Origin of the sequence: Agromyces chromiiresistens (assembly GCF_029167465.1) — a bacterium.
Taxonomy (GTDB): Bacteria; Actinomycetota; Actinomycetes; order Actinomycetales; family Microbacteriaceae; genus Agromyces; species Agromyces chromiiresistens.
The window spans coordinates 221,048-245,220 of sequence record NZ_JARFNL010000003.1 but is presented as its reverse complement, the minus strand read 5'-3'; the positions used below and the strand labels follow the sequence as shown (position 1 = coordinate 245,220).

General features: G+C 71.8%; 22 protein-coding genes. 15 read left to right on the top strand and 7 right to left on the bottom strand.

The window, feature by feature from the left end:
- From PX701_RS07050 to holA, 6 genes are all read left to right on the top strand, one after another.
- The gene (locus PX701_RS07050) at positions 1-1,452 is read left to right on the top strand and encodes an anthranilate synthase component I family protein (RefSeq protein WP_275505872.1); all 1,452 of its coding nucleotides are present in this window, start codon (positions 1-3) and stop codon (positions 1,450-1,452) included.
- Positions 1,453-1,539: 87 nt separating this feature from the next.
- The gene (gene leuS, locus PX701_RS07045) at positions 1,540-4,113 is read left to right on the top strand and encodes a leucine--tRNA ligase (protein WP_275505871.1); all 2,574 of its coding nucleotides are present in this window, start codon (positions 1,540-1,542) and stop codon (positions 4,111-4,113) included.
- Positions 4,114-4,238: 125 nt separating this feature from the next.
- A complete protein-coding gene (locus PX701_RS07040; RefSeq protein ID WP_275505870.1) occupies positions 4,239-5,099 on the top strand; it encodes a DUF3626 domain-containing protein in 861 nt (286 codons plus the stop codon).
- A gap of 169 nt (positions 5,100-5,268) precedes the next feature.
- The gene (locus tag PX701_RS07035; protein WP_275505869.1) at positions 5,269-5,967 is read left to right on the top strand and encodes a ComEA family DNA-binding protein; all 699 of its coding nucleotides are present in this window, start codon (positions 5,269-5,271) and stop codon (positions 5,965-5,967) included.
- 2 nt (positions 5,968-5,969) lie between these two features.
- Complete coding sequence (locus PX701_RS07030) at positions 5,970-8,402, top strand: MBL fold metallo-hydrolase (RefSeq protein WP_275505868.1); 2,433 nt, start codon at positions 5,970-5,972, stop codon at positions 8,400-8,402.
- A gap of 25 nt (positions 8,403-8,427) precedes the next feature.
- Positions 8,428-9,450: a DNA polymerase III subunit delta gene (gene holA, locus PX701_RS07025; protein WP_275505867.1), complete on the top strand. Its 1,023-nt coding sequence runs from the start codon at positions 8,428-8,430 to the stop codon at positions 9,448-9,450.
- A 244-nt stretch (positions 9,451-9,694) separates the two neighbouring features.
- Here holA and rpsT read toward each other — a convergent pair whose 3' ends face one another.
- The 5 genes from rpsT to PX701_RS07000 all read right to left on the bottom strand — a co-directional run bounded on the left by rpsT (position 9,695) and on the right by PX701_RS07000 (position 14,295).
- Positions 9,695-9,955 carry a 30S ribosomal protein S20 gene (gene rpsT, locus PX701_RS07020; protein WP_231431170.1) on the bottom strand — a complete coding sequence of 87 codons (261 nt, stop codon included), beginning with the start codon at positions 9,953-9,955 and terminating at the stop codon, positions 9,695-9,697.
- 177 nt (positions 9,956-10,132) lie between these two features.
- Positions 10,133-11,488, bottom strand: a complete 1,356-nt coding sequence (gene guaD, locus PX701_RS07015) for a guanine deaminase (protein WP_275505866.1) — start codon at positions 11,486-11,488, stop codon at positions 10,133-10,135.
- A gap of 178 nt (positions 11,489-11,666) precedes the next feature.
- Complete coding sequence (locus PX701_RS07010) at positions 11,667-12,425, bottom strand: alpha/beta fold hydrolase (RefSeq protein WP_275505918.1); 759 nt, start codon at positions 12,423-12,425, stop codon at positions 11,667-11,669.
- 2 nt (positions 12,426-12,427) lie between these two features.
- Entirely contained in the window at positions 12,428-13,048 is a 621-nt protein-coding gene (locus PX701_RS07005) for a response regulator (protein WP_231431167.1), read from the bottom strand.
- Positions 13,045-14,295 carry a sensor histidine kinase gene (locus tag PX701_RS07000; RefSeq protein ID WP_231431166.1) on the bottom strand — a complete coding sequence of 417 codons (1,251 nt, stop codon included), beginning with the start codon at positions 14,293-14,295 and terminating at the stop codon, positions 13,045-13,047. Before PX701_RS07000 ends, PX701_RS07005 begins: the two co-directional genes overlap by 4 nt.
- Before the next feature lie 77 nt (positions 14,296-14,372).
- On the opposite strand from PX701_RS07000, the gene lepA reads away from it, so the two are divergent.
- The 3 genes from lepA to hemW are packed head-to-tail and all read left to right on the top strand — an operon-like array spanning position 14,373 to position 18,170.
- Positions 14,373-16,247, top strand: coding sequence for a translation elongation factor 4 (gene lepA / locus PX701_RS06995; RefSeq protein ID WP_231431165.1), 1,875 nt, complete (start codon positions 14,373-14,375; stop codon positions 16,245-16,247).
- A 31-nt stretch (positions 16,248-16,278) separates the two neighbouring features.
- Positions 16,279-16,929 (top strand): DUF1990 family protein, encoded by a 651-nt coding sequence (locus PX701_RS06990; protein WP_231431164.1) that lies wholly within the window; start codon positions 16,279-16,281, stop codon positions 16,927-16,929.
- A 2-nt stretch (positions 16,930-16,931) separates the two neighbouring features.
- Positions 16,932-18,170, top strand: coding sequence for a radical SAM family heme chaperone HemW (gene hemW, locus PX701_RS06985; RefSeq protein WP_275505865.1), 1,239 nt, complete (start codon positions 16,932-16,934; stop codon positions 18,168-18,170).
- A 45-nt stretch (positions 18,171-18,215) separates the two neighbouring features.
- Here hemW and PX701_RS06980 read toward each other — a convergent pair whose 3' ends face one another.
- Together PX701_RS06980 and PX701_RS06975 are read right to left on the bottom strand one after the other, a co-directional pair.
- On the bottom strand, positions 18,216-18,599 hold the full coding sequence (locus PX701_RS06980; RefSeq protein WP_231431162.1) for a DUF4870 domain-containing protein: 384 nt from the start codon (positions 18,597-18,599) through the stop codon (positions 18,216-18,218).
- Positions 18,600-18,712: 113 nt separating this feature from the next.
- The gene (locus PX701_RS06975; protein WP_231431161.1) at positions 18,713-19,117 is read right to left on the bottom strand and encodes a DUF4870 domain-containing protein; all 405 of its coding nucleotides are present in this window, start codon (positions 19,115-19,117) and stop codon (positions 18,713-18,715) included.
- Positions 19,118-19,303: 186 nt separating this feature from the next.
- Here PX701_RS06975 and hrcA point away from each other — a divergent pair, with 186 nt between their 5' ends.
- From hrcA to ybeY, 6 genes are read left to right on the top strand one after another with little or no spacing between them, the layout of a single operon-like run.
- Positions 19,304-20,326 (top strand): heat-inducible transcriptional repressor HrcA, encoded by a 1,023-nt coding sequence (gene hrcA, locus PX701_RS06970; RefSeq protein ID WP_231431160.1) that lies wholly within the window; start codon positions 19,304-19,306, stop codon positions 20,324-20,326.
- 48 nt (positions 20,327-20,374) lie between these two features.
- Complete coding sequence (dnaJ, locus tag PX701_RS06965; protein ID WP_231431159.1) at positions 20,375-21,475, top strand: molecular chaperone DnaJ; 1,101 nt, start codon at positions 20,375-20,377, stop codon at positions 21,473-21,475.
- A gap of 13 nt (positions 21,476-21,488) precedes the next feature.
- Complete coding sequence (locus PX701_RS06960; RefSeq protein WP_275505864.1) at positions 21,489-22,223, top strand: 16S rRNA (uracil(1498)-N(3))-methyltransferase; 735 nt, start codon at positions 21,489-21,491, stop codon at positions 22,221-22,223.
- Between the two features lie 24 nt (positions 22,224-22,247).
- Positions 22,248-22,610: an HIT domain-containing protein gene (locus tag PX701_RS06955; RefSeq protein WP_231431157.1), complete on the top strand. Its 363-nt coding sequence runs from the start codon at positions 22,248-22,250 to the stop codon at positions 22,608-22,610.
- Complete coding sequence (locus PX701_RS06950; RefSeq protein ID WP_374201121.1) at positions 22,597-23,715, top strand: PhoH family protein; 1,119 nt, start codon at positions 22,597-22,599, stop codon at positions 23,713-23,715. Before PX701_RS06955 ends, PX701_RS06950 begins: the two co-directional genes overlap by 14 nt.
- Positions 23,712-24,173, top strand: coding sequence for an rRNA maturation RNase YbeY (gene ybeY, locus PX701_RS06945; RefSeq protein WP_231431156.1), 462 nt, complete (start codon positions 23,712-23,714; stop codon positions 24,171-24,173). Before PX701_RS06950 ends, ybeY begins: the two co-directional genes overlap by 4 nt.

Sequence of the window (24,173 nt, the reverse complement as noted above, 5' to 3'; positions counted from 1 at the left end):
ATGCCTCCTCGCCTGCGTTCGCGCGCATTGCCGGAGTGGCGCACGCCACGCGCGGTCTTCGCCGACCGCTTCGCGCAGCTCGACCACGTGGTCTGGCTCGACGGGGGCGACGAGGGGTCGAGCGGAGTGAGCGTGCTCGGTGCCGCCCATGCCGGGAGCGACGTCGTCACCGCGGACCTCTCGGCCGGCACCGTCACGATCGCCCGCCCGGCCTCGCCCGGTGATGCCGGCGTCGTGCGGCGCGGGCGCGTCTTCGAGCTGCTCGCCGATGCGCTCGCCCAGCCGCCCGTCGCGCTCGCACCGGGGGCTCAGGCCCCCGGTCCGCTCGGCTGGTTCGGATGGTTCGGCTACGAGCTCGGAGCCGACCTCGAGGGCGTTCCGACCGCGCCGGCCGAGACCCCCGACGCGGCGTTCCTCTTCCTCGACCGGGTGACCCTGTTCGACCACGCCCTGCGCGAGGTGCGCCTGCTCTGGATCGAATCACCCGACGCCGACGCGTGGGCCGACGAGTGGGCGTCGGCGCTCGAACGGATGCCGGCGGAGCCGGCGGCCGGGCCCGCCAGCGGTGCCGGCCCAGTGGCGGGCGGCGGCGCGAGCCATCCTGCCGCTGCGCCCATCGCCCGCTGGCGGCACGACGCGGCGGCCTACGGTCGGCTCATCGACGAGTGCCAGGCGGCGATCGTGCGCGGCGACGCCTATCAGCTGTGCCTCACGAACCGGGTCGACCTCGACGTGCACCCCTATCCGGCCGAGACCTACCTCGCACTGCGCGCGACGAGCCCGAGCCATCACGGCGGCTACCTCCGGTTCGGCGAGTTCGCCCTGCTCAGCGCGTCGCCCGAGCAGTTCCTGCACATCGAGCCGTCCGGGCTCGTGTCGACGAAGCCGATGAAGGGCACCCGGCCGCGCGACGCCGATCCGGTGCGGGATGCCGCGCTCCGCGACGAGCTCCTCGCGAGCGACAAGGAGCGCGCCGAGAACCTCATGATCGTCGACCTCATGCGCAACGACCTCGGCCGCATCGCCGAGCTCGGCAGCGTGAGCGTCGAGGGGCTGCTCGAGGTCGAGGAGTACCGGCACGTGCACCAGCTCGTCTCGACCGTGCGTGCGCGAATCGTGCCGCCAGTGGACGCGCTCGACGTCGTGCGCGCCGCGTTCCCCGCAGGGTCGATGACCGGCGCGCCCAAGCGCAGCGCCATGACGATCCTGCACGAGCTCGAGCAGGGGCCGCGCGGCGTCTACTCGGGCGCCTTCGGCTACCTCGGCGTCGACGGCGGCGCCGACCTCGCGATGGTCATCCGGTCGATCGTCATCGCCCCGAGCGGGGCGTCGATCGGCACGGGCGGCGGCATCACCGCGCTGTCGGTCGCCGAGGAGGAGATCGAGGAGACGCGCATCAAGGCTCGGGCCCTGCTCGCAGCCCTCGGCGAGGCATCCACCCGCCTGGATTGACTAGTCTTGATACCCGAGTGCGCCGCGATCCGGCGCGCCCGAGACCTGCGGGCCGCGCCCGCCGAGCGACACACGATTGAGAGTCACGTGGCACACGATCACGACCCCGCGAACGCCGAGCCCGGCGCGTACGACTTCGCCGCGATCCAGGCGAAGTGGCTTCCCGTGTGGGACGAGCTCGAGCCCTTCCGCGCCGGGGCGGCAGGCGACACGCGGCCGCGCAAGTACGTGCTCGACATGTTCCCGTACCCGTCGGGCGACCTGCACATGGGCCACGCCGAGGCGTTCGGGTTCGGTGACATCGCCGCGCGCTACTGGCGCCACCAGGGTTTCGATGTGCTGCACCCGATCGGCTGGGACTCGTTCGGCCTGCCGGCCGAGAACGCGGCCATCAAGCGCGGAGCCGACCCTCGCGAGTGGACCTACGCGAACATCGCCCAGCAGAAGGCCTCGTTCCGCCAGTACGCGCCGAGCTTCGACTGGTCGCGAGAGCTGCACACGAGCGACCCCGAGTACTACAAGTGGAACCAGTGGCTGTTCCTGAAGCTCTACGAGAAGGGCATCGCCTATCGCAAGGCGGGCCAGGTCAACTGGTGCCCGAACGACCAGACGGTGCTCGCGAACGAGCAGGTCGTCGACGGCCACTGCGAGCGCTGCGGTGCGGTCGTCACGAAGAAGGCCCTGACCCAGTGGTACTTCCGCGTCACCGACTACGCCGACCGCCTGCTCGACGACCTCAACCAGCTCGAGGGCACCTGGCCGTCGAAGGTCGTCTCGATGCAGCGGAACTGGATCGGGCGCTCGGCCGGCGCCGACGTCGAGTTCGAGATCGAAGGGCGCGCCGAGCGCGTGCCCGTGTTCACGACCCGTCCAGACACCCTGTACGGCGCCACGTTCATGGTCGTCGCCGTCGACTCGCCGCTCGCGGCCGAGCTCGCCGAGGGCGCGTCGGCCGAGGTGAAGCAGCGCTTCGACGACTACCTCGACTCGGTGCGCGCCGAGAGCGACATCGAGCGCCTCGCGACCGACCGTCCGAAGACGGGCGTCTTCCTCGAGCGCTACGCGGTCAACCCGCTGAACGGCGAGCGCCTGCCGATCTGGGCGAGCGACTACGTGCTGGCCGACTACGGCCACGGCGCGATCATGGCCGTGCCCGCGCATGACCAGCGCGACCTCGACTTCGCACGCACCTTCGGGCTGCCGGTGCGCGTCGTGGTCGACACCAATGCGCCGGTGACGGGCGTCATCCCGGTCATCCCGCTCGACGAGCACGGCGACCCGTACCTGCCCGACGACCTGCCGCCGCTCGATCCCGCGGGTACCGGCACCGCGCTCACCGGCGAGGGCCGCCTCATCAACTCGGGCCCGCTCGACGGCCTCTCGAAGTCGAACGCGATCCGTCGCGCGATCGAGATCCTCGACGAACGCGGCACCGGTCGCGCGGCCAAGAACTTCCGGTTGCGCGACTGGCTGATCTCGCGCCAGCGCTTCTGGGGCACCCCGATCCCGATCATCCACTGCGCCGAGTGCGGCGAGGTGCCGGTACCCGAGTCGGAGCTGCCCGTGCGGCTGCCCGAGGCCGCCGGCCTCGACCTGAAGCCGAAGGGCTCGAGCCCGCTCGGCGCAGCCGAGGACTGGGTGAACGTGGCGTGCCCGAACTGCGGCGGCCCGGCCAAGCGCGACTCCGACACCATGGACACCTTCGTCGACAGCTCCTGGTACTACCTGCGGTACCTGAACGCGAACGACGACACGCAGGCGTTCGACCCGGCGCAGGCCGAGAAGTGGGCGCCGGTCGACCAGTACGTCGGCGGGGTCGAGCACGCGATCCTGCACCTGCTGTACTCGCGCTTCATCACGAAGGTGCTGTTCGACCTCGGCTACCTGAGCTTCACCGAGCCGTTCACCTCGCTCCTGAACCAGGGCATGGTGCTCATGGACGGCTCGAAGATGTCGAAGTCGAAGGGCAACCTCGTCGAGTTCGCCTCCGAGCTCTCGGCGCACGGCACCGACGCGCTTCGGGTCACGCTCGCGTTCGCCGGTCCGCCGGAGGACGACATCGACTGGGCGGACGTCTCGCCGGTGGGTTCCGCGAAGTTCCTGGCGCGCGCGTGGCGCATCGCCGGCGAGGTGACCTCGGCGCCCGGCGTCGATTGGTCGACCGGCGACCGGGCGCTGCGCCGGGTCACGCACCGACTGCTCGCGGATGCTGCGGGGCTGGCCGAGTCGTACAAGTTCAACGTCATCGTGGCGAGGCTCATGGAGCTCGTGAACGCGACGCGGAAGGCGATCGACTCCGGTCCCGGCGCTGGCGACGCGGCCGTGCGCGAGGCGGCCGAGGTGACGGCGATCGTGCTCGACCTGTTCGCGCCCTACACGGCGGAGGACATGTGGCAGCGACTCGGCTACGAGCCGACGGTCGCCCTCGTGCCGTGGCGCAAGGCCGACCCGGCGCTGCTGGTCGAAGACCAGGTGACCGCGATCGTGCAGGTCGACGGCAAGGTGCGCGACCGGCTCGAGGTGTCGCCGAAGATCTCGGCGGAGGAGCTCGAACAGCTCGCACGCGGCTCCGCGGCCGTGGTGCGCACGATCGGGGAGCGCGAGATCGTGAACGTCATCGTGCGCGCGCCGAAGCTCGTCAACATCGCGACGCGGGGGTAGCGCCGACCGCGTCGATCGCACCGTTCGACAGCCCGTCCGGGCGGTGGCCGTGCCACGTTCGGGCGGGCTGTCGGCATCGGCGTCATACGACGCCCGGCGGCGGGACCGCCTGCCAGAATCGACGGATGGACCATCGACCCGAACCCTGGCACGCCGCCCTCACCGCCGTCGCCGCTCGCTCGAAGCCCGGCCGCGCGGTGCCGACCGACGCCCGGCTCGTCCTGCACTTCCACCCCGATTCCGACCTTCACGGCAAGCCCGTGCTGCGGCGCATCCTGGAGGAGGGACGCTACGCCTCGCAGTTCGTCACCGGCACGAGCAACGGCGGGCTGACGGCCGTTCCGGGCGGCGACCGCTGGAACTGGGAGAGCCGCCTGTTCTCCGGCGCGTACGACGCGCACGACGGGGCACTCCGCCCGGCCTACGGCGCGCTGAACCTCGACGGCGACGCGTACGGCGCGGCGCCGCGATTCGGCTCGGCCTACCTGCGCCTCCGGCCGGAGGCCCTGCGGCGTGCGACGTTCACGTATCCCGACAGCGCGTTCGAGCCCGCGCTGTTCGGGGTCGCCGACCGGATGGGGCTGCTCGACGAATACCACGCCGACGTCGTCGATGAACTGCTCAACCGCTACATCGAGGCGCAGGTGCACGGGGGCGTCTCGGTGCCCGACGACGTCGAGGCGATCGTGCTCGACCCGAGCTTCGATGACGAGGCGACCCTTCGCCTCGCCGAGGACGCCGGCCTCGTCATCGAACGCCACCCCGGCTACCGACTCGGACTCGAGACCGTCGAAGCCAACCCGGAGTATCGCGGCGAGGAGGCCGTCGACGTCGCCCGGCGCATCGCGGTCGACGGCATGCTCACGCCGGCGGTCGTCGGTCGTGCGCGCGTCGCGGGCGGATTCGACCCGCAGCTCGTGAAGTACGTGTGGCACCACCTCGCGCGGTTCGGCCGCGAGTGGCCTCGCGAGGCCGTCGCGGCGTAGGGATCTCGCCCGGATCGGCGTCGCTCGACCCGTCCGTTCGACGCCGTCTCGCCGGGTTCGTCCGCAGCTCGCCGTCGACTCGTCCTCGACAGGCGCGATCGTCGGCCGAATTCGCACGTCGGCGGCCGATCGTCGCTCGTCCTCGGTCCTCGGCGCATAGCGTGCGGGCATGCCGCCCAACTCCTCGCCGGACCCGTCGGCCGTGCTCGACCCGTCCGCGCGGCGGGCGTCGCCGCGCGTGCGCCTCGGCGTGGGCGCCGCTGTCGCGCTGTTCATCGCGGCGGTCGTCGTCGCCGCGGTGATGTCGTTCGCGGCATCGGGCGGCGGCGAACAGGGCGAGGTCGGGTTCGCGGGCAACGGTGCGTCGGGTGCTGGTGCCTTCGGTGATGCGGCCGCGACGGTCGCGACCGCTGCACCGCCCGTCGTGCTCGTGCACGTGCTCGGCGCGGTCGCGAGTCCTGGGATCGTGCAGGTCGACGAGGGCGCGCGCGTCGTCGACGCGATCGCCGCCGCCGGCGGCCTCACGGCCGAGGCCGACCCGGCCGGGGTGAACCTGGCTCGGGCGGTCGCCGACGGCGAGCAGCTGATCGTGCCGAAGGTCGGCGAGGTCCCGGCCGCCGGTGCCGCCGGCGACGGTGCTGCCGCCGGGGGCACGGGGTCGGGCGGCGCGGGCGACGGCAAGGTGCACCTCAACACCGCCGACGTCGCCGAGCTCGACACGCTGCCGCGCATCGGTCCGGCACTGGCGCAGCGCATCATCGACTGGCGCGAGGCGAACGGACCGTTCACGAGCACCGACCAGCTGCTCGACGTCGCGGGCATCGGCGATGCGGTGTACTCGGGGCTCGTCGACCTCGTGGCGCTCTGACCATGCCCGGTCTGCGGCTCGCGGCCCCGGCCTGCACGGCGTGGGCCGGCGCCTGGCTGGCGGTGCTCTCCCCGGACATCGGGCTCGATGCGGGGGTCGTGGCTGGTGCGACCTGGAGGGCGGCGGTCCTCGCGCTCGTCGTCGCGCTCCGCACGCGGCGGCCGATCGCCGCGACCGCGCTCGTCTGCGCGGCGGTCGCCGCGCTCGTGGCGACGAGCGCGTCGGGCGCCCTCGGAGCGCGGAGTTCGTCGCCGCTCGCGACGGCGGCGGCGGAGCGCGAGGGCATCGCGGTGGTCGTCGAATTGACCGCGGCGCCGCGTCGGCTCATGACGATGTGGGGCCCTGCCACCGACGGGGGTGCCGCGACTCCGGCCGCGGCGTCCCCTTCGGCGGTCGATGGGCGTGGCGGCGCAGCGGCCGGCATCGCCGGGCCGACCGCGACCGGGGACGCGCCCCGTCCGCGGGCGACGGCCTCACTGCGTTTCGAGGGCCGGCTGGTCGCGGTCGACGGCCGGGCGACCCGAGCGATCCCGGTGAGCGGTGTCGTCGAAGCCGTGCCCGCCGAGCTCCAGCTCGGTGCACGGCTCGCCTTCACCGGTCGGGCGACCGCATCACCCGGCGCGGAGCGCGCGGCGTTCGACCTGCATGCCGACGGCGACGTCGTCGTCGAGCCGCCGCCGCCGTGGCTCGCGTGGAGCGGCGAGCTGCGCACCCGGTTCGCCGATGCCGCGTCCCGTCTCGACGGCGACGGCGGTTCGCTCGTGCCCGGACTTGCGATCGGCGACACGAGCGCGGTCGGCGCCGAACTCGACGACGACATGAAGGCGAGTTCGCTCAGTCACCTGACCGCCGTCTCGGGCGCGAACTGCGCCATCATCACCGCGGCAGCGTTCGCGGTGGCCGCCGCGGCGGGCCTGCGCCGTGGCATCCGGGTGCTCGTTGCGCTCGTCGCCCTCGCGGCGTTCGTCGTGCTCGTGACCCCCGAGTCGAGCGTCGTGCGTGCCGCGGTCATGGCCGTCGTCGTGCTGGCGGCGCTGGCCGTCGGCCGTCCCGGCGGGGGAGTGGCGGCCCTCGCGCTGGCCGTCGTCGTGCTGCTGGTCGTCGATCCGTGGTACGCGCGCGACTACGGATTCGCGCTGTCGGTCTGCGCGACGGCCGGCCTGCTGTTGCTCGCGGCGCCGCTCTCGACGGCGCTCGCTCGGGTGATGCCGACGCCGCTCGCATTCGTGCTGGGCGTGCCGCTCGCCGCGCAGCTCGCCTGCCAGCCCGTGCTCGTGCTGCTCGACCCGGCGATCGCGGTCTACGGCGTTCCCGCGAACCTGCTGGCGGCACCGGCGGCGCCCGTCGGCACCATCGCAGGACTGATCGGCTGCCTGCTGCTGCCGGTGCTGCCCTCGGTGGGGTTCGCGGCGATGCAGCTCGCGTGGTGGCCGGCGCAATGGATCGCGGTCGTCGCCCACACGGGCGCGTCCCTGCCCGGCGGGAGGCTGGCCTGGCTCCCCGATGCCGCGGGCGCCGTGCTCCTCGCGGTGTGCACGGTACTCGCGCTGCGGCTCGTGATGGGGCCGCCGTTGTCGCGACGCGGTCGCGTGTCGATCGCGAGCCTGCTGGTCGTGACCGTCGCGGTCACGGTCGGCCTGGCGGGCGGTGCCCCGTTCGTCGCCCGCGCGACGAGACCCGCGCAATGGGATGTCGCAGCCTGCGACGTCGGGCAGGGAGATGCCGTGCTCGTGCGTTCGAGCACGTCCGTCGCCCTCATCGACACCGGGCCCGACGCGGCCGCGCTCACCAGGTGCCTCGAGCTGTTCGGCGTCGATCGTCTCGACCTCGTCGTACTGACCCACTGGGACGCCGACCACGTGGGCGGAACGCCGGCGATCCTCGGCCGCGCGGGCACCGTGCTGCACGGCCCGCTCGACGGCGATCGCTCGTCACGAGTCCTCGAGCCGCTCGTCGTGTCGGGAGCGCGGGCCGTCGAGGTCACCGCCGGCGTGCACGGCACGCTCGGCGTGTCGAGCTGGCGGGTGCTGTGGCCGCAGCCCGAGGCGCAACCCGGCAACGACGCGAGCGTCGTGCTCGACCTCGTCTCGCCCGGCTATCGGGGCGTCTTCCTCGGCGATCTCGGCGAGGAGTCGCAGGATCGCATGCTGCGGTCGGCCACGATCGGCGACGTCGACCTCGTCAAGGTCGCCCACCACGGGTCGTCCGACCAGAGCGACCGCCTCTACGAACGCCTGCACGCGGCGATCGGGCTCGTCGGGGTCGGCGCCGACAACGGCTACGGGCACCCGACCGAGCGGGCGCTCGACCTGCTCGAGCTGGCCGGCACGACGGCGCTGCGCACCGACGAGATGGGATCGATCGCAGTCGACGCGACCGCCGGCGGCTTCGCGGTCTGGAGCGAACGGGCGGGTGGGGTCGGTGGCCGCCCGTAGACTGGAGCGCGGAACGGAGGCACGGGTGGCAGCACGCGGTGGCGCTTCGGCGCGTTCGAAGGTCGTGATCCCGCAACTCGCCTGGCACGCCGTTCGACCTGCGCCGATCGTGCTCGTGACCGGTGCCGAAGACGTGCTCGCCGAACGCGCGATCGGCCTGCTCCGCGACTTCCTGCGGGCCGAAGACCCCGCGCTCGAGGTCAGCGACCTCGAGGCCGACGGGTATCGGCGGGGCGAGCTGCTCACGCTCGCGAGCCCGTCGCTCTTCGGCGAACCTCGACTGATCCGGGTGAGTGCGGTCGAGAAGGCGAGCGACGACTTCCTGCTCGATGCGCTCGCCTACCTCGAGCAGCCGGCCGACTCGACGACGCTCGTTCTGCGCCATCGAAGCGGGGTGCGCGGCAAGAAGCTGCTCGACGCGATCCGGGCGGGCACCGGCGGCGGCATCGAGATCGTCTGCGCCGAGCTGAAGAAGGACTCCGAGAAGCAGGACTTCGCGGCGGCGGAGTTCCGAGCGGCCGGCCGCAAGATCGCGCCGGGCGCCCTTCGGGCTCTCGTCGGGGCGTTCAGCGACGACCTCCGCGAGCTCTCGGCCGCGTGCCGGCAGCTCATCGCCGACGCTCCCGGCGACATCTCCGAGGCGGTCGTCGCCCGCTACTACGGCGGTCGGGTCGAGACGAACGCGTTCGCCGTCGCCGATGCCGCGATCGCCGGGCGCCACGGTGAGGCGTTGATCGCGCTCCGGCACGCGCTCGACAGCGGCGCCGACCCGGTGCCGATGGTCGCGGCGTTCGCGATGAAGCTGCGCACGATGGCGAAGGTGTCCGGTTCGCGCGGCGGCGGCGCTCAGCTCGCGTCATCCCTCGGCATGGCGCCGTGGCAGGTCGACCGAGCGCGTCGCGACCTCGTCGGCTGGACCGACGAGGGCCTCGGTGTCGCGATCGAGACCCTCGCCGCGACCGACGCAGCGGTCAAGGGCGCCGAACGCGACCCCGTGTTCGCACTCGAGCGCCTCGTCGGCGTCATCGCCGCCCGCGGTCGCCGCTAGTCGCTCCGAGCCCGCACCGAAGCGTGAGGCCTCGCGTATCGGGGGCGCCGTCGTCGCCCGATTCGAGGCGTGAAGTGCACTCGAGTTCGAGCGTCGAGTGTCGAGTTTCGGGCGTCGAGGTGTCGGGCCGCATGGCTGGCCTTCGAAGGAGTGCGGCGATGAGGTGAGCACGGCCGGCCACGAGCCGTCCCGGAGACGACGAAGGCCCCGCCGAAGCGGGGCCTTCATGCGAAACTGCTGAGAATCAGAGCGCGGCGGCCTGCTTGGCGATCGCCGACTTGCGGTTCGCGGCCTGGTTCTGGTGGATGACGCCCTTCGACACGGCCTTGTCGAGCTTGCGCGAGGCGACGCGCACGGCGGCGGTGGCCTTGTCCTTGTCGCCCGAGGCGATGGCCTCGCGGGCGGCGCGCACGACGGTCTTGAGCTCGCTCTTGACGGCCTTGTTGCGCTCTTCGGCCTTGCGGTTGGTGCGGATGCGCTTGATCTGCGACTTGATGTTTGCCACGTGTGATTCTTTCGTTCGTGCGGGTACGGGAGGTGCCGTGAACGGTAGAGGGGCCGCCACGGCGTCTCGTGCGGGGTGGGACCCACACGGAAGCCAACACACAACACTACCAGTTCGCCCGGCGGCCCACCAAAGCGGGACTGCCGGGCGGGTCGCAGGACGATCCGACCGCCGGCATCACCCGTGCAGCGGAACCGGGTCGGTCTGGGCCGAGGCGCCCTCGTCGCCGAGGGCCGACGAGCGCGCGTGCACGAGGTCGCCGCCGACCCATGTCGCAGCGACATCATGGGTGGTCGCCAGTGCGAACGTGCGGGCGAGCACGTCGCCCGCCGACTCCGAGCGCGACAGCACGATGTCGTACGCCGAGCCCGGCGCCGGGCGCACGTGGATCGCGTCGAACTGCATGCCGACGCCGAGATGGCCGACACCTTCGAGCCCGAGGGCCTCGGCTCCGGCGAGCGTCGCGAGGTAGAGGAGATGCGCGGGCTCGAGCTGCACGCCGTCGGGGCCGAGCAGCATCTGCATGAAGTACGCCTGGATGCCGTCCTTGAACAGGCTGAACCCGTTGCCGGCCCCGACATCGGTGCCGAGCGCGACGCGCACGCCGGCGTCGAGATGGCGACGCAACGGGAACAGCCCGCTGCCGAGCGCCGAGTTCGACGTCGGGCAGTGCGCGACCGAGGCGCCCGCCTCCGCCATCCTGGCGAGTTCGGGCACCGTCGTGTGCACGCTGTGCGCGAAGACCGAACGGCGGTTCACGAGCCCGTGGTGATCGTACGTGTCGAGGTAGTCGCGGCGGTCGGGGAAGAGGCTTGCGACCGTGTCGACCTCGGCGGGGTTCTCGTTGAGGTGCGAGGTGAACCAGAGGTCGTCGCGCGAGGCGAACGTGTCGCTGCACGCGGCGAGCAGGTCGTCGGACGCCGACAATGAGAACCGCGGCGTGACCGCATAGCGCAGGCGGCCCCGGCCGTGCCATGCCTCGACGAGGGCGGCCGCTTCCTCACGCGCTCGCTCGGGCGTCGTGTAGAGCCCGTCGAGCAGCATCCGGTCGCCGACGACGAGCCCGCTCGTGATGCGCAGGCCCGACGACGACGACGCGCCGAAGAACTCGCGCATGGCGCCGGCGAAGTGCGATCCGAACACGAGCGCACTCGTCGTGCCGGCCGCCGCGAGCGCGTTGAGGAACTGCGGGGCGACCTCGCGCGCGTACGCGTCGTCGACGAACCGCGTCTCCTCGGGCAGGGTGTACCGGTCGAGCCAGTCGAGCAACGGCAGGCCGAGCCCCGCCATGGAACGCAGCTGCGGGAAGTGGACGTGCGTGTCGACGAGCCCGGGAAGCAGCACGCCGTCGCGCAGGTCGACGACCGTCGCGTCGGGGTGCCGCCGGGATGCCTCGTCGAATGCGCCGCGGAAGCGGATGACGCCGCCTTCGACGACGATCGCACTGTCGGCGTCGTAGCGCGCCTCGCCGCCCTCGAACGGGCTGACGGGCGTGTCGACGACGGTCGCACGGTAGAGCTGGGAGGGAACCATCGTTGGGACCACCTTTCGGCCCCGCCAGCTGATGCGTATCGACGCACCGGCCGGCGTTGCCTGACCGATGCATGGTTCGACACTGAATCTGCAGCGCATCGGTTATCCATGCGAACGATGCGCCGACGACACGCTACGTCGGTTGCCTGCGGAGGGCAAGCATTTCGGGTCGAACGGGTCAGCGGTGCCGGGCGGCGGCGCGCCGTTCGAGCTCGGCGACGGCGCCGAGCACGACCGCGGTGAAGCCGTCGGCCGCGGTCAGGCTCACGAGGTGGGTCGCCCCGGGCACGACGACGAGCCGAGCGTCGTGCGCCGCGCGCAGCAGCCGCCGTTCCTGCAGCCGGAAGTGGTCGTAGCGTCCGTTCACGAACCAGATCGGCACCCGGACGGCGTCGAGCGCCGCCACCGGATCGAGGTGCCCGACGGCCGCGAGCGCGGGGGCCATCACGTCGAGTGCGACGCCGCCTGCGACCACATCGGCGAGCGCGTCGGGCGCGAGGAAGAGGGCGGCGGTCGCGTCGTTCAGCCATCGTCCGCGATCGGGCAGACGGGCGATGGCCGCGGCGATCGACCGGTAGGCGGCGAGACCTGGCCCGCGAGGCACGGTCCCGCACGCGGCCGCGACGAGGCCGTCGAGACGATCCGGATGCCTCGCCGCGAACTCGATCGACAGGTAGCCGCCGAGGCTGAGGCCGACGAGCAGACGCGGCGGCGCGGCATCCGGAGCCGTCCCATCGGTCTGCGGCGCGTTCAGCGCCTCCTCGATCACCGCCATCGCGGCGTCGATCGAGAACTCCTCGGCCATGCGCGACCCGTGCCCGGGCAGGTCGACCGCGACGACGTCGACGCCGTGCGCCGTGAGCGCGGCGACCTGCCGCCGCCACATCGTGGCCGAGGTTCGGATGCCGTGCACGAGCACGATGCGGGCGCCGACCATGCTCACCCCGCCCTGATCGCCCCGATCTCACGAGCCCGGGCGACGGCCGCGGTGCGCGAGCCGACGCCGAGCTTCGTGAAGATGTGCACGAGGTGCGACTTGACGGTCGCCTCGCTGAGGAAGAGCGACTTGCCGATCTCGCGGTTGGTGCGCCCCTCGGCGACGAGCGCGAGCACCTCGGCCTCGCGCACCGTCAGGCGCTCGCCCGTGGCGCGGGAGGCGTCGAGCTTCGCGGCGAGCTCCGGTGCGAGCGCCCGATCGCCCTCTGCGGCGGCGCGCACGGCCGCGATGAGCGTCTCGGGCGGTGCGTCCTTCAGGAGGTAGCCGCTCGCGCCGGCTTCGATCGCCCCGAGGATGTCGGCGTCGGTGTCGTAGTTGGTGAGCACGAGCACCCTCGGTCCGTCGGGCTCGGCGCGCAGCCGGCGGGTCGCCTCCGCACCCTGCATCGCGCCGGGGAACTGGAGGTCCATGAGGACGAGGTCGACGCCCTTCCGGCCGAGACGCACCGCGTCCTCGGCCGAGGACGCCTCGCCGACGACCTCGAGATCGACCTCGCGTTCGAGCATCGCGCGGATGCCCGCCCGCACCACCGGGTGGTCGTCGGCGAGCAGCAGCCGGATCATGCTGGCACCACCGGGATGCGGATCGACAGCGCCGTGCCCTCGCCGGGCGCGGATTCGACGTCGGATCGGCCGCCGAGCTCTTCGGCGCGCCGCCGGATCGAACGGAGGCCGTACTCGCCGGCAGCGGCCGTCGTGCCGTCCGCGGCGGCTGCCGCGGCGCGTCGGGCGACGGCCTCGACGTCGAAGCCGATGCCGTCGTCGACGATGTCGAGCGCGACCTCGTCGCCGAGGTAGGTCAGCGTGAGCGAGCACGTGCGGGCGTCGGCGTGCTTCACGACGTTCGCGAGCGAGCCCTGGGCGATCCGCAGCAGCGCCGCGTCGACCGCCATCGGCAGCACGACCGGGTCGCCGCTCGTCGCGAACTCGACGCGCGTGTCGGCGCCCGACTGGTGAGCCTGGTCGTCGACGGCCTCGGCGAGCCGGCGGAGCGCGGCGGGCAGCGTCTGCTCGTCGAGCGACGGCGGGGTGAGCTCGCGGATGAACCGGCGCGCCTCGCCGAGATTCTCGGCCGCGGTCTCGCGGGCGAGCACGAGCTTCTGACGCACGCTCTCGTCCGAGACGTCCCGCTCGGCCGCATGCAGCAGCATCTGGATGCTCGAGAGTCCCTGCGCGAGGGTGTCGTGGATCTCGCGGGCGAGCCGCTCGCGCTCGGCGAGCGTGCCGGCCTCGTGGCTCGCGGCCGCGAGCTCCTCGCGCGTCGCGATCAGGTCGAGGATGAGCGCCTGGCGCTCCCTCGTCTCCTGCGCCATCGCGCGGTAGCCGAGGCCGATCACGATCGCGACGCCCGCGCTGATCAGCGGTCCGAGGATCGAGCCGACCTCGTAGCCGAGGTGGCTCGCCGTGCCCCAGACCGAGAGGCCGAAGGTGACGACGACGAGCGGCACAGCGATCGGCGCGGCGAGCACGTGCAGCTCGAGGAAGAACAGCGGGAAGGCGAGGAAGGCGGCGTCGGGGGTCAGCGCCGACATCGCGACCCAGAGCGCGAGGAGCATCACGAGCCAGACGACGCGCGCCCACGTCGGCAGGTGCCGGTGCGCCGTCGCGACCCCCGCGCCGTAGCAGGCGAGGAACGCGATCGCGAGCACCGTGATCGGCACCTCGTCGGTGTCGTCGGAGATGAGCGCCCGCACGATGACGAAGAGCGTGAGCCCGACGACGAGCAGGTGCAGCCCGAGCCGAAGCGCGATGAACACCGGGCGCAGCGCCGATTCGGCCCCGCGCGACGGGTTCGGCAGGGTCGCGCTCATGCTGCGAGCGTAGCCGCGGCGCCCGCCGCGAGGCATCCGTCGAAAGTCGGAAGCCGAATCATGGGAGAATCGACAGGATGTCTCCGAGAGCTGTGAACCCGCCGGTGCCCGCCGCCACCGACCCCGCGTTGATCCGAAACTTCTGCATCATCGCGCACATCGACCACGGCAAGTCGACGCTCGCCGACCGCATGCTGCAGATCACGGGCATCGTGTCCGATCGCGACATGCGGGCGCAGTACCTCGATCGCATGGACATCGAGCGCGAGCGGGGCATCACGATCAAGAGCCAGGCGGTGCGCATGCCGTGGCAGGTCGAGGATGCCTCGGGCGAGAGCCGTGCGTACGCGCTCAACATGATCGACACCCCCGGCCACGTCGACTTCTCGTACGAGGTCTCGCGCTCGCTCGCCGCGTGCGAGGGGGCGATCCTGCTCGTCGACGCCGCCCAGGGCATCGAGGCGCAGACCCTCGCGAATCTCTACCTCGCGCTCGAGAACGACCTCGAGATCATCCCAGTGCTCAACAAGATCGACCTTCCGGCGGCCGAGCCCGAGAAGTACGCGCGCGAGCTCGCCGACCTCATCGGCGGCTCGCCCGACGACGTGTTGAAGGTCTCCGGAAAGACGGGCGTCGGCGTCGAGGAGCTGCTCGACCGGGTCGTCGAGCGCATCCCCGCGCCGGTCGGCAACGCCGACGCGGCGCCCCGTGCGATGATCTTCGACTCGGTCTACGACAGCTACCGCGGCGTCGTCACCTACGTGCGGATGGTCGACGGCCAGCTGAACCCGCGCGAGCGCATCCAGATGATGTCGACCCGCGCGACGCACGAGATCCTCGAGATCGGCGTCTCCGCGCCCGAGCCCACGCCCACCAAGGGCCTCGGCGTCGGCGAGGTCGGCTACCTCATCACCGGCGTGAAGGACGTACGCCAGTCGAAGGTCGGCGACACGGTCACGACGGCGGTGAAGCCCGCCGCCGAGGCGCTCGCCGGCTACACCGAGCCGCTCCCGATGGTGTTCTCGGGTCTCTACCCGATCGACGGCAGCGACTATCCCGAGCTGCGTGAGGCGCTCGACAAGCTGAAGCTCTCCGATGCGGCGCTCGTGTACGAGCCCGAGACGTCGGTCGCGCTCGGCTTCGGGTTCCGCGCCGGCTTCCTCGGCCTCCTCCACCTCGAGATCGTGACCGAGCGGCTGCGCCGCGAGTTCGGGCTCGACATCATCGCGACGGCGCCGAGCGTGGTCTACGAGGTCACGACCGAGGACAAGAAGACCGTCACCGTCACGAATCCGAGCGAGTTCCCGACGGGCGCGAAGATCGCCGAGGTGCGCGAGCCCATGGTGAAGGCCGCGATCCTCGCCCCGAAGGACTACGTCGGCACGATCATGGAGCTCTGCCAGTCGCGCCGCGGCAGCCTGCTCGGCATGGAGTACCTCGGCGAGGACCGCGTCGAGATCCGGTACAACATCCCGCTCGGCGAGATCGTCTTCGACTTCTTCGACCAGCTGAAGTCGAAGACGGCCGGGTACGCGAGCCTCGACTACGAGCCGGTCGGCGACCAGGCGGCCGACCTCGTGAAGGTCGACATCCTGCTGCAGGGCGAGCAGGTCGACGCCTTCAGCGCGATCGTGCACCGCGACAAGGCCTACGCCTACGGCGTGCTCATGACCGGTCGGCTGCGCGAGCTCATTCCCCGCCAGCAGTTCGAGGTGCCGATCCAGGCCGCGATCGGTGCGCGCATCATCGCGCGAGAGTCGATCCGTGCGATGCGCAAGGACGTGCTCGCCAAGTGCTACGGCGGTGACATCACCCGCAAGCGCAAGCTCCTCGAGAAGCAGAAGGAGGGCAAGAAGCGCATGAAGATGGTGGGCCGGGTCGAGGTCCCGCAGGAGGCCTTCATCGCGGCGCTGTCGGGCGACACCGAGACCAAGAAGGACGCCAAGAAGTAGCGCGCGGCCCGCCGCGCGCGAAGGAACACGGATGACTCGCAGAAGCACGTTCACCGACCAGTCGGTCACCTACGGGGCGATCGGCGCCACGCTCGACCCCGATTTCCTCCGCTACCCGCCGGTGGGCCTCCGGCCCGCCGAGGACGCGGTACGGCTCGGCTCGGGCCAGGAGCGGTTCGACCGCTCGGCCGAGGCGCTCATGACGTGGGGCATCCAACGGGGAGCCGGGTTCACGATCGCCGACGTGTCGGCCGGCACCGGGGCCCAGTACCCCGGCATCGTGTTCGACCCGACCGGCGCCCCGCTCGCCGATCAGCCCGCGCCCCGCACGGAGGACCGGTTCGGCGCCGACGGCACCCCGTACATCGCCGCGGGCATGACCGCGACGCTCGAGCACAAGCGGCGGTTCGGCACGGCGAAGACCCCCGTGCTCGTCGTCTACGTGATCGACGAACCGAACCGGATCGGCTTCGCCTACGGAACGACGGCGCACGGCGCCGAGACCGGCGAGGAGTCGTTCATCCTCGAGCACCGCGACGACGACACGGTGTGGCTCACCATCCGCTCGATCCTCGCGACCGCGGGCGGCGTGCGCGCCGTGCTCTCGCCGTCCACCCGTCGTCGTCGTCGCGAGCTCACCCGCAGGGAGCTGCGGGCGCTCCACCCCGCCGGCGGAGTGTAGGCGTGGGCTCGGCGCTGCCGCTCGGCGAACCGGCTCCGGCCGACGGCCTGCTGCCGGCCCAGGCGGCCGCGGGCGCCGCGGACCGCGCGTTCGGCGTCTACGTGCACGTGCCGTTCTGCCGGGTGCGGTGCGGGTACTGCGACTTCAACACGTACACGTCCGACGAGCTGCGCGGCGCCCGGCAGGTCGACTACGCGGGCCAGGCGATCGACGAGATCAGGATGTCGCGGCGCGTGCTCGAGGCATCCGAAGTCCCCTCCCGCCCGGTCGAGACCGTGTTCTTCGGCGGCGGCACGCCCACCCTCCTGCCCGCCGCCGACCTCGTCGAGATGCTCGGCGCCGTGCGCGACGAGTTCGGCCTCGCGCCCGGCGCCGAGGTCACGACCGAGGCGAATCCCGACTCGGTCGGACGGCGAGAGCTCGACGAGCTCGCGGCCGGCGGGTTCACGCGCGTGTCGTTCGGCATGCAGTCGGCGGTTCCGCACGTGCTGGCGGCGCTCGACCGCACGCACGACCCCGAGCGGGTGCCGCAGGTCGTCGAGTGGGCCCGCGACGCAGGGCTCGACGTCAGCCTCGACCTCATCTACGGCACGCCGGGGGAGTCGCTCGACGACTGGCGGCGCAGCCTGGAGCACGCCATCGCGCAGCGCCCCGACCACCTGAGCGCGTACGCGCTCATCGTGGAGGACGGCACGAAGCTCGCCCGGCAGATCCGCCGCGGTGAGCTCGCGACGCCGTCGGACGACCTCGAGGCCGACATGTACGAGCTCGCCGACGAGTCGCTCGCCGCGGCCGGCTACGACTGGTACGAGGTCAGCAACTGGGCGCGCGGCACCCGGCACCGGTCCCGCCACAACCTCGGGTACTGGCGGGGCGACGACTGGTGGGGCGTCGGCCCGGGCGCGCACAGCCACGTCGGCGGCGTGCGCTGGTGGAACGCGAAGCATCCCTCGGCGTACGCCGAACTCCTCGCGAAGGGCATCTCGCCCGCCGTGGGCCGCGAAGTGCTCGACGGACCGACGCGCGAGACCGAGCGCGTGCTGCTCGCGACGCGGATCCGGGAGGGGCTCGAGCTCGCCTCGCTGCACACCGGCGGCCGTCATGCGGTCGCCGGGCTCATCGCAGACGGCCTCGTCGACGCGAGAGCCGCCCTCTCCGGCGTGCTGACGCTCACGCGGAAGGGGCGGCTCCTCGCCGACGCGGTGGTGCGGCGGCTGCTCGACGCTCCGGTGGTCGAGTAGCGCCCGACGACGCGGGGCGCGGATCGAGAACCGGTGCGGACGAGCTCAGTTGACGAACTTGATCGCGATCGGGTAGACGTACGGCTCGCCCTTGTTCGCCGCGATCGCGGCGATGATGCCGAAGACGATCGAGCAGATCCACGCCGCGGCGAGGATGATGAATCCGATCAGGATGAACGCGGTGATCCAGCCGACGACATAGGCGATGAGCAGCGTGATCTGGAAGTTCAGCGCCGTCGCCGCGTGGCCGCGGACGAACGGGCCCTTGTCCTTCAGGATGAGGTAGCCGATCAGCGACGGCAGGACGCCGAAGATGATGCCGCCGATCTGGATCAGCGTCGCCCAGAGCTTCTCGTCGGACGGGCTGAGCGGCTGGTTCTGCTCGTAGGGGTTCACGGGCGGGGGAGGTGGCGGGGTGCCCTCGGACATGGTCTCTCCTTGATCGGGCCGCCGGGCGGCGGCGGGTCGCTGTCATGCTGGCACAGACGAGCGCGCCGCGGAAGAGTTCCCGCGGCGCGCTCGGCAATGCGTCGTCGAACCGGCTACTTGATGAGGCGGATGGCGAAGGGGTACCGGTAGTGCACGCCGTCCTTCGCCTTGAGGTACGCGAGGATCGAGAACACGACGACGGTCACCCAGAGCGCGGTCGGCAGGAGCCACCCGACGTACCCCCAGAACCCGAAGGTCACGAGGGCCAGCACCATGTTCACGATCACGATCGCGACGTACGCGATGATCGCCGTGATCTGGAAGTTGAGGCCCTCCTTCGCCTCGACGTTCGTGAACGGGCCGCGGTCCTTGAACACGAGCCAGATGATGAGCGAGGGCAGCGGGCCGACGATGCCGCCGAGCTGGGCGAGCGAGCCCCAGAGCACGTCCTGGTCGTGTGCGAGGGGGGCGGCCGGCTGCGGCTCGGGGGCGGGGGGCGGCGGTGCGGAGTCGCTCATGGGCATGCCTTTCGGGGGCGGGAACGGTCGGGTGGAGGCGCGGGCCGCGGGAACGGGGGCGGCGCGCGGAACATCCATACGGTAGCGCCCCGGTGGGACCGCGGCAACGGCCGGGTCACGGGATGTCGCGATATGATTGGCACTCCGATCGATCGAGTGCCAAGCCGTGCAGAGGAAGCGAGGGCCATGGTCTCCGAACGCAGTCTCGCGGTGCTCCGCGCGATCGTGCAGGACTATGTCGCCTCGCGCGAACCCGTCGGCTCGAAGACGATCGTCGAACGCCACGCCTTCGGCGTCTCGGCCGCGACCATCCGCAACGACATGGCACTCCTCGAAGAGGAGGAGCTGATCGCGGCGCCGCACACGTCGTCGGGCCGCATTCCGACCGACAAGGGCTATCGCGTCTTCGTCGACCAGCTCACCGACGTGCGTCCGCTGAGCTCGGCGCAGCGACAGGCGATCGAGACCTTCCTCGGCGAGTCGAGCGACCTCGACGAACTGCTCGCCCGCACCGTTCGCCTCATCTCCCAGCTCACGAAGCAGCTCGCGGTCGTGCAGTACCCGAGCTTCTCGAGTGCACGGGTGCGTCACGTCGAGCTCGTCGCGCTCGCACCCTCCCGCGTGCTCTGCATCCTCATCGCCGACTCCGGCCAGGTCGAGCAGCGGCTCGCCGAACTCGCCGAACCGGTCGACGACGAGACGCTCGCGTCGCTCCGGCACCGCCTCAACGAGCTCGTCGCGGGCACCACGATGACGGATGCCTCGGAGCTGCTGTCGGGCGAGCTCGACGTCGTCGACCGGCGCCACGCCGCGGTGCTGCACACGCTCGCCGCGACGCTCGCCGACCAGGCACGCCAGCAGCGCAGCGACCGGCTGGTCGTCGCGGGTGCCGCGAACCTCGTGCGCACCGAACAGGACTTCGCCGGGTCGATCCTCGGGGTGATCGAGGCGATCGAGGAACAGGTCGTGCTGCTCAGGCTCTTCGGCGAGATGGCGACCGACGAGCACGCCGTCGCCGTTCGCATCGGCCGAGAGAACGCCTCGTTCGGTCTCGGCGAGACGTCGATCGTGTCGAGTGCGTTCGAGATCCCCGGGCGCGACATCTCGCGCCTCGGCGTCGTCGGGCCGACCCGAATGGACTATTCGAACAGCATGGCGGCCGTCCGCGCCGTCGCCCGATACCTCTCCCGCACGCTCGGCGAGAACTGACCAGCCGCCGTCCGAACCGACCGGCGCAACCGAAAGGACAAGCCCTCCGTGGCCGACCACTACGAGGTCCTCGGCGTCTCCCGCGACGCCACCCCCGACGAGATCAAGAAGGCGTACCGCCGCCTCGCGCGAGAACTCCACCCCGACGTGAACCCGGGCGCCGAGGCATCCGAGCGCTTCAAAGAGGTGACCCACGCGTACGACGTGCTGAGCGACCCCAAGCAGCGCCAGCAGTACGACCTCGGCGGCGGCCAGGGCGGCTTCGGCGGCCAGAACTTCGGCGGCTTCGGCGACATCTTCGAGACGTTCTTCGGTGCCGGCCAGCAGAGCCGTGGCCCGCGGTCGCGTCGTGAGCGCGGCCAGGACGCCCTGATCCGCGTCGAGGTCGGCCTCGACGAGGTGATCTTCGGCACCCATCGCGACATCGAGGTCGACACGGCCGTGCGCTGCGAGACCTGCCAGGGGTCGTGCTGCCAGCCGGGCACCTCGCCCGTCACGTGCGACATCTGCCACGGCAGCGGCCAGATCCAGCGCCAGGTGCGCTCGCTCCTCGGCAACGTGATGACCTCGAGCCCGTGCGGCACCTGCCGCGGCTACGGCACGATCATCGCCACGCCCTGCATCACCTGCCAGGGCCAGGGGCGCGTGCGCGCACGTCGTACGGTGCCGGTCGACATCCCTGCGGGCGTCGACACGGGTGTTCGCCTGCAGATGCCGGGCTCCGGCGAGGCCGGCCCCGCCGGTGGACCGAACGGCGACCTCTACCTCGAGATCAAGGTCAAGAACCACGAGGTGTTCAGCCGCAACGGCGACGACCTGCTCGCGACCCTCGAGGTCGCGATGACCGACGCCATCCTCGGAACGGACGCGACGATCCCCGGTCTCGACGGCGACGTCGAGCTCGAGGTGAAGGCCGGCACGCAGAGCGGCGAGATCCTGACCGTGAAGGACCGCGGGGTCACCAAGCTCCGCGGCAACGGCCGCGGCGACCTCAAGATCGGCGTGCAGGTCGTCACGCCGACGAAGCTGTCGTCGAAGGAGCGCGATCTGATCTCGCAGTTCGCGGCGTCGAAGCGGTCGCCCGAGCCCGAGCTCAGCCACTTCCAGCAGGGGCTGTTCGCCCGGCTCCGCGACCGGTTCCTCGGCTGAGCGGAGTCCGCAGATGAGCAGCCTGTACCTCGACGAGTCCCTCGACCTCGGCGCGCTCGCCCCGGGCGCGGAGGTGCGGCTCACGGGCGACGAGGCGCGGCACGCCGTTACCGTCGCGCGCATCCGCACGGGCGAGCGCATCGCGATCGGCGACGGGCGCGGGGTGATCGTCCGTGGCTCGGTCGTCGCGACCGAGCCCCGCGAGCTCGTGCTCGTCGCCGACGAGGTCGCCGTCGAGGAGCGTCCCTCCCCGGCGATCACGCTCGTGCAGGCCCTCGCGAAGGGCGACCGCGATGAGATGGCCGTGCAGGCGTCGACCGAGCTCGGCGTCGACGCCGTCGTGCCGTGGGCCGCCGCCCGTTCGGTGTCGCGGTGGGAGGGCCCGAAGGCCGAGAAGGGCAGGCGCCGCTGGGCCACCATCGTGCGCGAGGCCGTCAAGCAGTCGATCCGCGCCTGGCAGCCCGAGGTCACCGAGGTCACGACGACGGCCGGGCTGGCCGCGCGGCTGGCCGGAACCCGGGTGCTCGTGCTCGAGCCGACCGCACGTATGGCGCTCACCGAGCTCGAGCCCGACGGCCGCGACCTCGCGCTCGTGGTCGGGCCCGAGGGCGGCATCGCGCCCGACGAGCTCGACCACCTCGTCGCCGCCGGCGCCGAGACGGTGCGCCTCGGCGCATCGGTGCTCCGCACCTCGACCGCCGGTCCCGCGGCGATCGCCGTACTGAGCGTCCGGCTCGGGCGGTGGTGAGCGATCCCTCGCTACGATGGTGGAATGACCGACTCGCGCGCTGAACCGACCGTCTTCGAACGCATCGTCGCGCGCGAGATCCCGGCGCGCATCGTCGCCGAGTCCGAGCGCGTCATCGCGTTCCACGACATCGCGCCGCAGGCGCCGGTGCACGTGATCGTCACGACGAAGGCGGGCGACTACCGCGACGTGGTCGAACTCGCCGCGGGCGACCCCGAGCTGCTGGCCGAGCTCGTCGGCCTGGCTCGCGACGTCGCGGGCGACCTCGCCGACGGCGAGTTCCGCCTGGTGTTCAACACCGGTGCCTCGGCCGGCCAGACCGTGTTCCACGTGCACGCGCACGTCCTCGCGGGCGGGCTCGAGGAGGGCACGCTTGCCGGAGCCTGAGTCGACGGAGTCCGCGGTGCCGACCGGGCCGGAGGGGGCGGCGACCGGCGTCGACGAAGAGCGCCTGCGCATCGACGGGGTGCAGATGGTGCGCCTGCTGGGGCCCCAGGACCGACTGCTGACCTCCGTCCAGCGCGAATACCCGGGCGTCGAGGTGCACGTCCGCGGCAACGAGATCGCGATCCGCGGCGCTGCCGATGAACGTCGCCGGGTACGCCGGCTGATCGAGGAGCTGCTCGAACTGGTGCGCCGCGACCAGGACCCGACCCCGACCGAAGTGAGGAGCTCAGCCCGCATGCTCGACGCCGACCCCGACGCGAAGCCCTCCGACCTGCTCGGCCAGGTGATCGTCTCCAGCCGGGGCAAGACCATCCGGCCGAAGACCGAGGGCCAGCGCGCCTACGTCGACGCGATCGACGAGAACACGATCGTCTTCGGCATCGGCCCCGCAGGCACCGGCAAGACGTACCTGGCCATGGCGAAGGCGGTGCAGGCGCTGCAGCGCAAAGAGGTCAATCGCATCATCCTCACGCGCCCCGCGGTCGAGGCGGGGGAGCGGCTCGGGTTCCTGCCCGGAACGCTCACCGACAAGATCGACCCCTACCTGCGGCCGCTCTACGACGCCCTCAACGAGATGATGGACCCCGAGCTCGTGCCGAAGCTGCTCGCCTCGGGCACGGTCGAGGTCGCCCCGCTGGCGTACATGCGCGGACGCACCCTGAACGACTCGTTCGTCGTGCTCGACGAGGCGCAGAACACGACGCCCGAGCAGATGAAGATGTTCCTCACCCGACTGGGGTTCGGATCGAAGATGGTCGTCACCGGCGACGTGACGCAGATCGACCTCCCCGGCGGCGCGAGCGGACTGCGCCTCGTCACGCGCATCCTCGATCGCATCGACGACATCCACTTCGCGCGCCTCACGAGCGACGACGTCGTGCGCCACACCCTCGTCGGACGCATCGTCGACGCGTACACCGAGTTCGACCAGCGGCAGCAGGCGCAGCGCTTCGAGCGCGCCGAGGCCCGCGAGTTCGCGAATCGCGCCGAACGGCGCGGTCACGCCGGTCCCCGCGACCACCTGCCGAGAAAGGGCACGTCTTGAGCATCGAGATCAACAACGAATCCGCGATCGAGGTCGATGAGGCCGCGATCCAGCGGCTCGCGGTCTACGCGCTCGACGCCATGCACGTCCATCAGGACGCCGAGCTCGCGATCGTGCTCGTCGACGAGGGCGCGATGGAGCAGCTCCACGTCCAGTGGATGGACGAGCCCGGCCCGACCGACGTGCTGAGCTTCCCGATGGACGAGCTCCGCCCGGGCACGGAGGAGGCGCCGACTCCGCCCGGGCTCCTCGGCGACGTCGTGCTGTGCCCGCAGGTGGCCGAGTCGCAGGCTCGCACCGCCGGTCACTCGCTGCTCGACGAGCTCCTGCTGCTGACGACGCACGGCATCCTGCATCTGCTCGGCTTCGACCACGCCGAGCCCGACGAGGAGAAGGAGATGTTCGGCATCCAGCGCGACATCCTCGTCGGCTTCTCGATGCAGGAGCGCCGCCGCTGA

Excerpts from the sequence above, each read along its gene's own strand:
- PX701_RS07030 (WP_275505868.1), top strand. The coding sequence starts at position 5,970 with ATGCCCGGTCTGCGGCTCGCGGCCCCGGCCTGCACGGCGTGGGCCGGC.
- PX701_RS06990 (WP_231431164.1), top strand. The coding sequence starts at position 16,279 with ATGACTCGCAGAAGCACGTTCACCGACCAGTCGGTCACCTACGGGGCG.
- PX701_RS07035 (WP_275505869.1), top strand. The coding sequence starts at position 5,269 with ATGCCGCCCAACTCCTCGCCGGACCCGTCGGCCGTGCTCGACCCGTCC.
- PX701_RS06960 (WP_275505864.1), top strand. The coding sequence starts at position 21,489 with ATGAGCAGCCTGTACCTCGACGAGTCCCTCGACCTCGGCGCGCTCGCC.
- PX701_RS07005 (WP_231431167.1), bottom strand. The coding sequence starts at position 13,048 with ATGATCCGGCTGCTGCTCGCCGACGACCACCCGGTGGTGCGGGCGGGC.
- PX701_RS07050 (WP_275505872.1), top strand. The coding sequence starts at position 1 with ATGCCTCCTCGCCTGCGTTCGCGCGCATTGCCGGAGTGGCGCACGCCA.
- PX701_RS07000 (WP_231431166.1), bottom strand. The coding sequence starts at position 14,295 with ATGAGCGCGACCCTGCCGAACCCGTCGCGCGGGGCCGAATCGGCGCTG.
- guaD (WP_275505866.1), bottom strand. The coding sequence starts at position 11,488 with ATGGTTCCCTCCCAGCTCTACCGTGCGACCGTCGTCGACACGCCCGTC.
- hrcA (WP_231431160.1), top strand. The coding sequence starts at position 19,304 with ATGGTCTCCGAACGCAGTCTCGCGGTGCTCCGCGCGATCGTGCAGGAC.
- PX701_RS06955 (WP_231431157.1), top strand. The coding sequence starts at position 22,248 with ATGACCGACTCGCGCGCTGAACCGACCGTCTTCGAACGCATCGTCGCG.
- PX701_RS06980 (WP_231431162.1), bottom strand. The coding sequence starts at position 18,599 with ATGTCCGAGGGCACCCCGCCACCTCCCCCGCCCGTGAACCCCTACGAG.
- PX701_RS07040 (WP_275505870.1), top strand. The coding sequence starts at position 4,239 with ATGGACCATCGACCCGAACCCTGGCACGCCGCCCTCACCGCCGTCGCC.
- PX701_RS06975 (WP_231431161.1), bottom strand. The coding sequence starts at position 19,117 with ATGAGCGACTCCGCACCGCCGCCCCCCGCCCCCGAGCCGCAGCCGGCC.
- PX701_RS07010 (WP_275505918.1), bottom strand. The coding sequence starts at position 12,425 with ATGGTCGGCGCCCGCATCGTGCTCGTGCACGGCATCCGAACCTCGGCC.
- lepA (WP_231431165.1), top strand. The coding sequence starts at position 14,373 with ATGTCTCCGAGAGCTGTGAACCCGCCGGTGCCCGCCGCCACCGACCCC.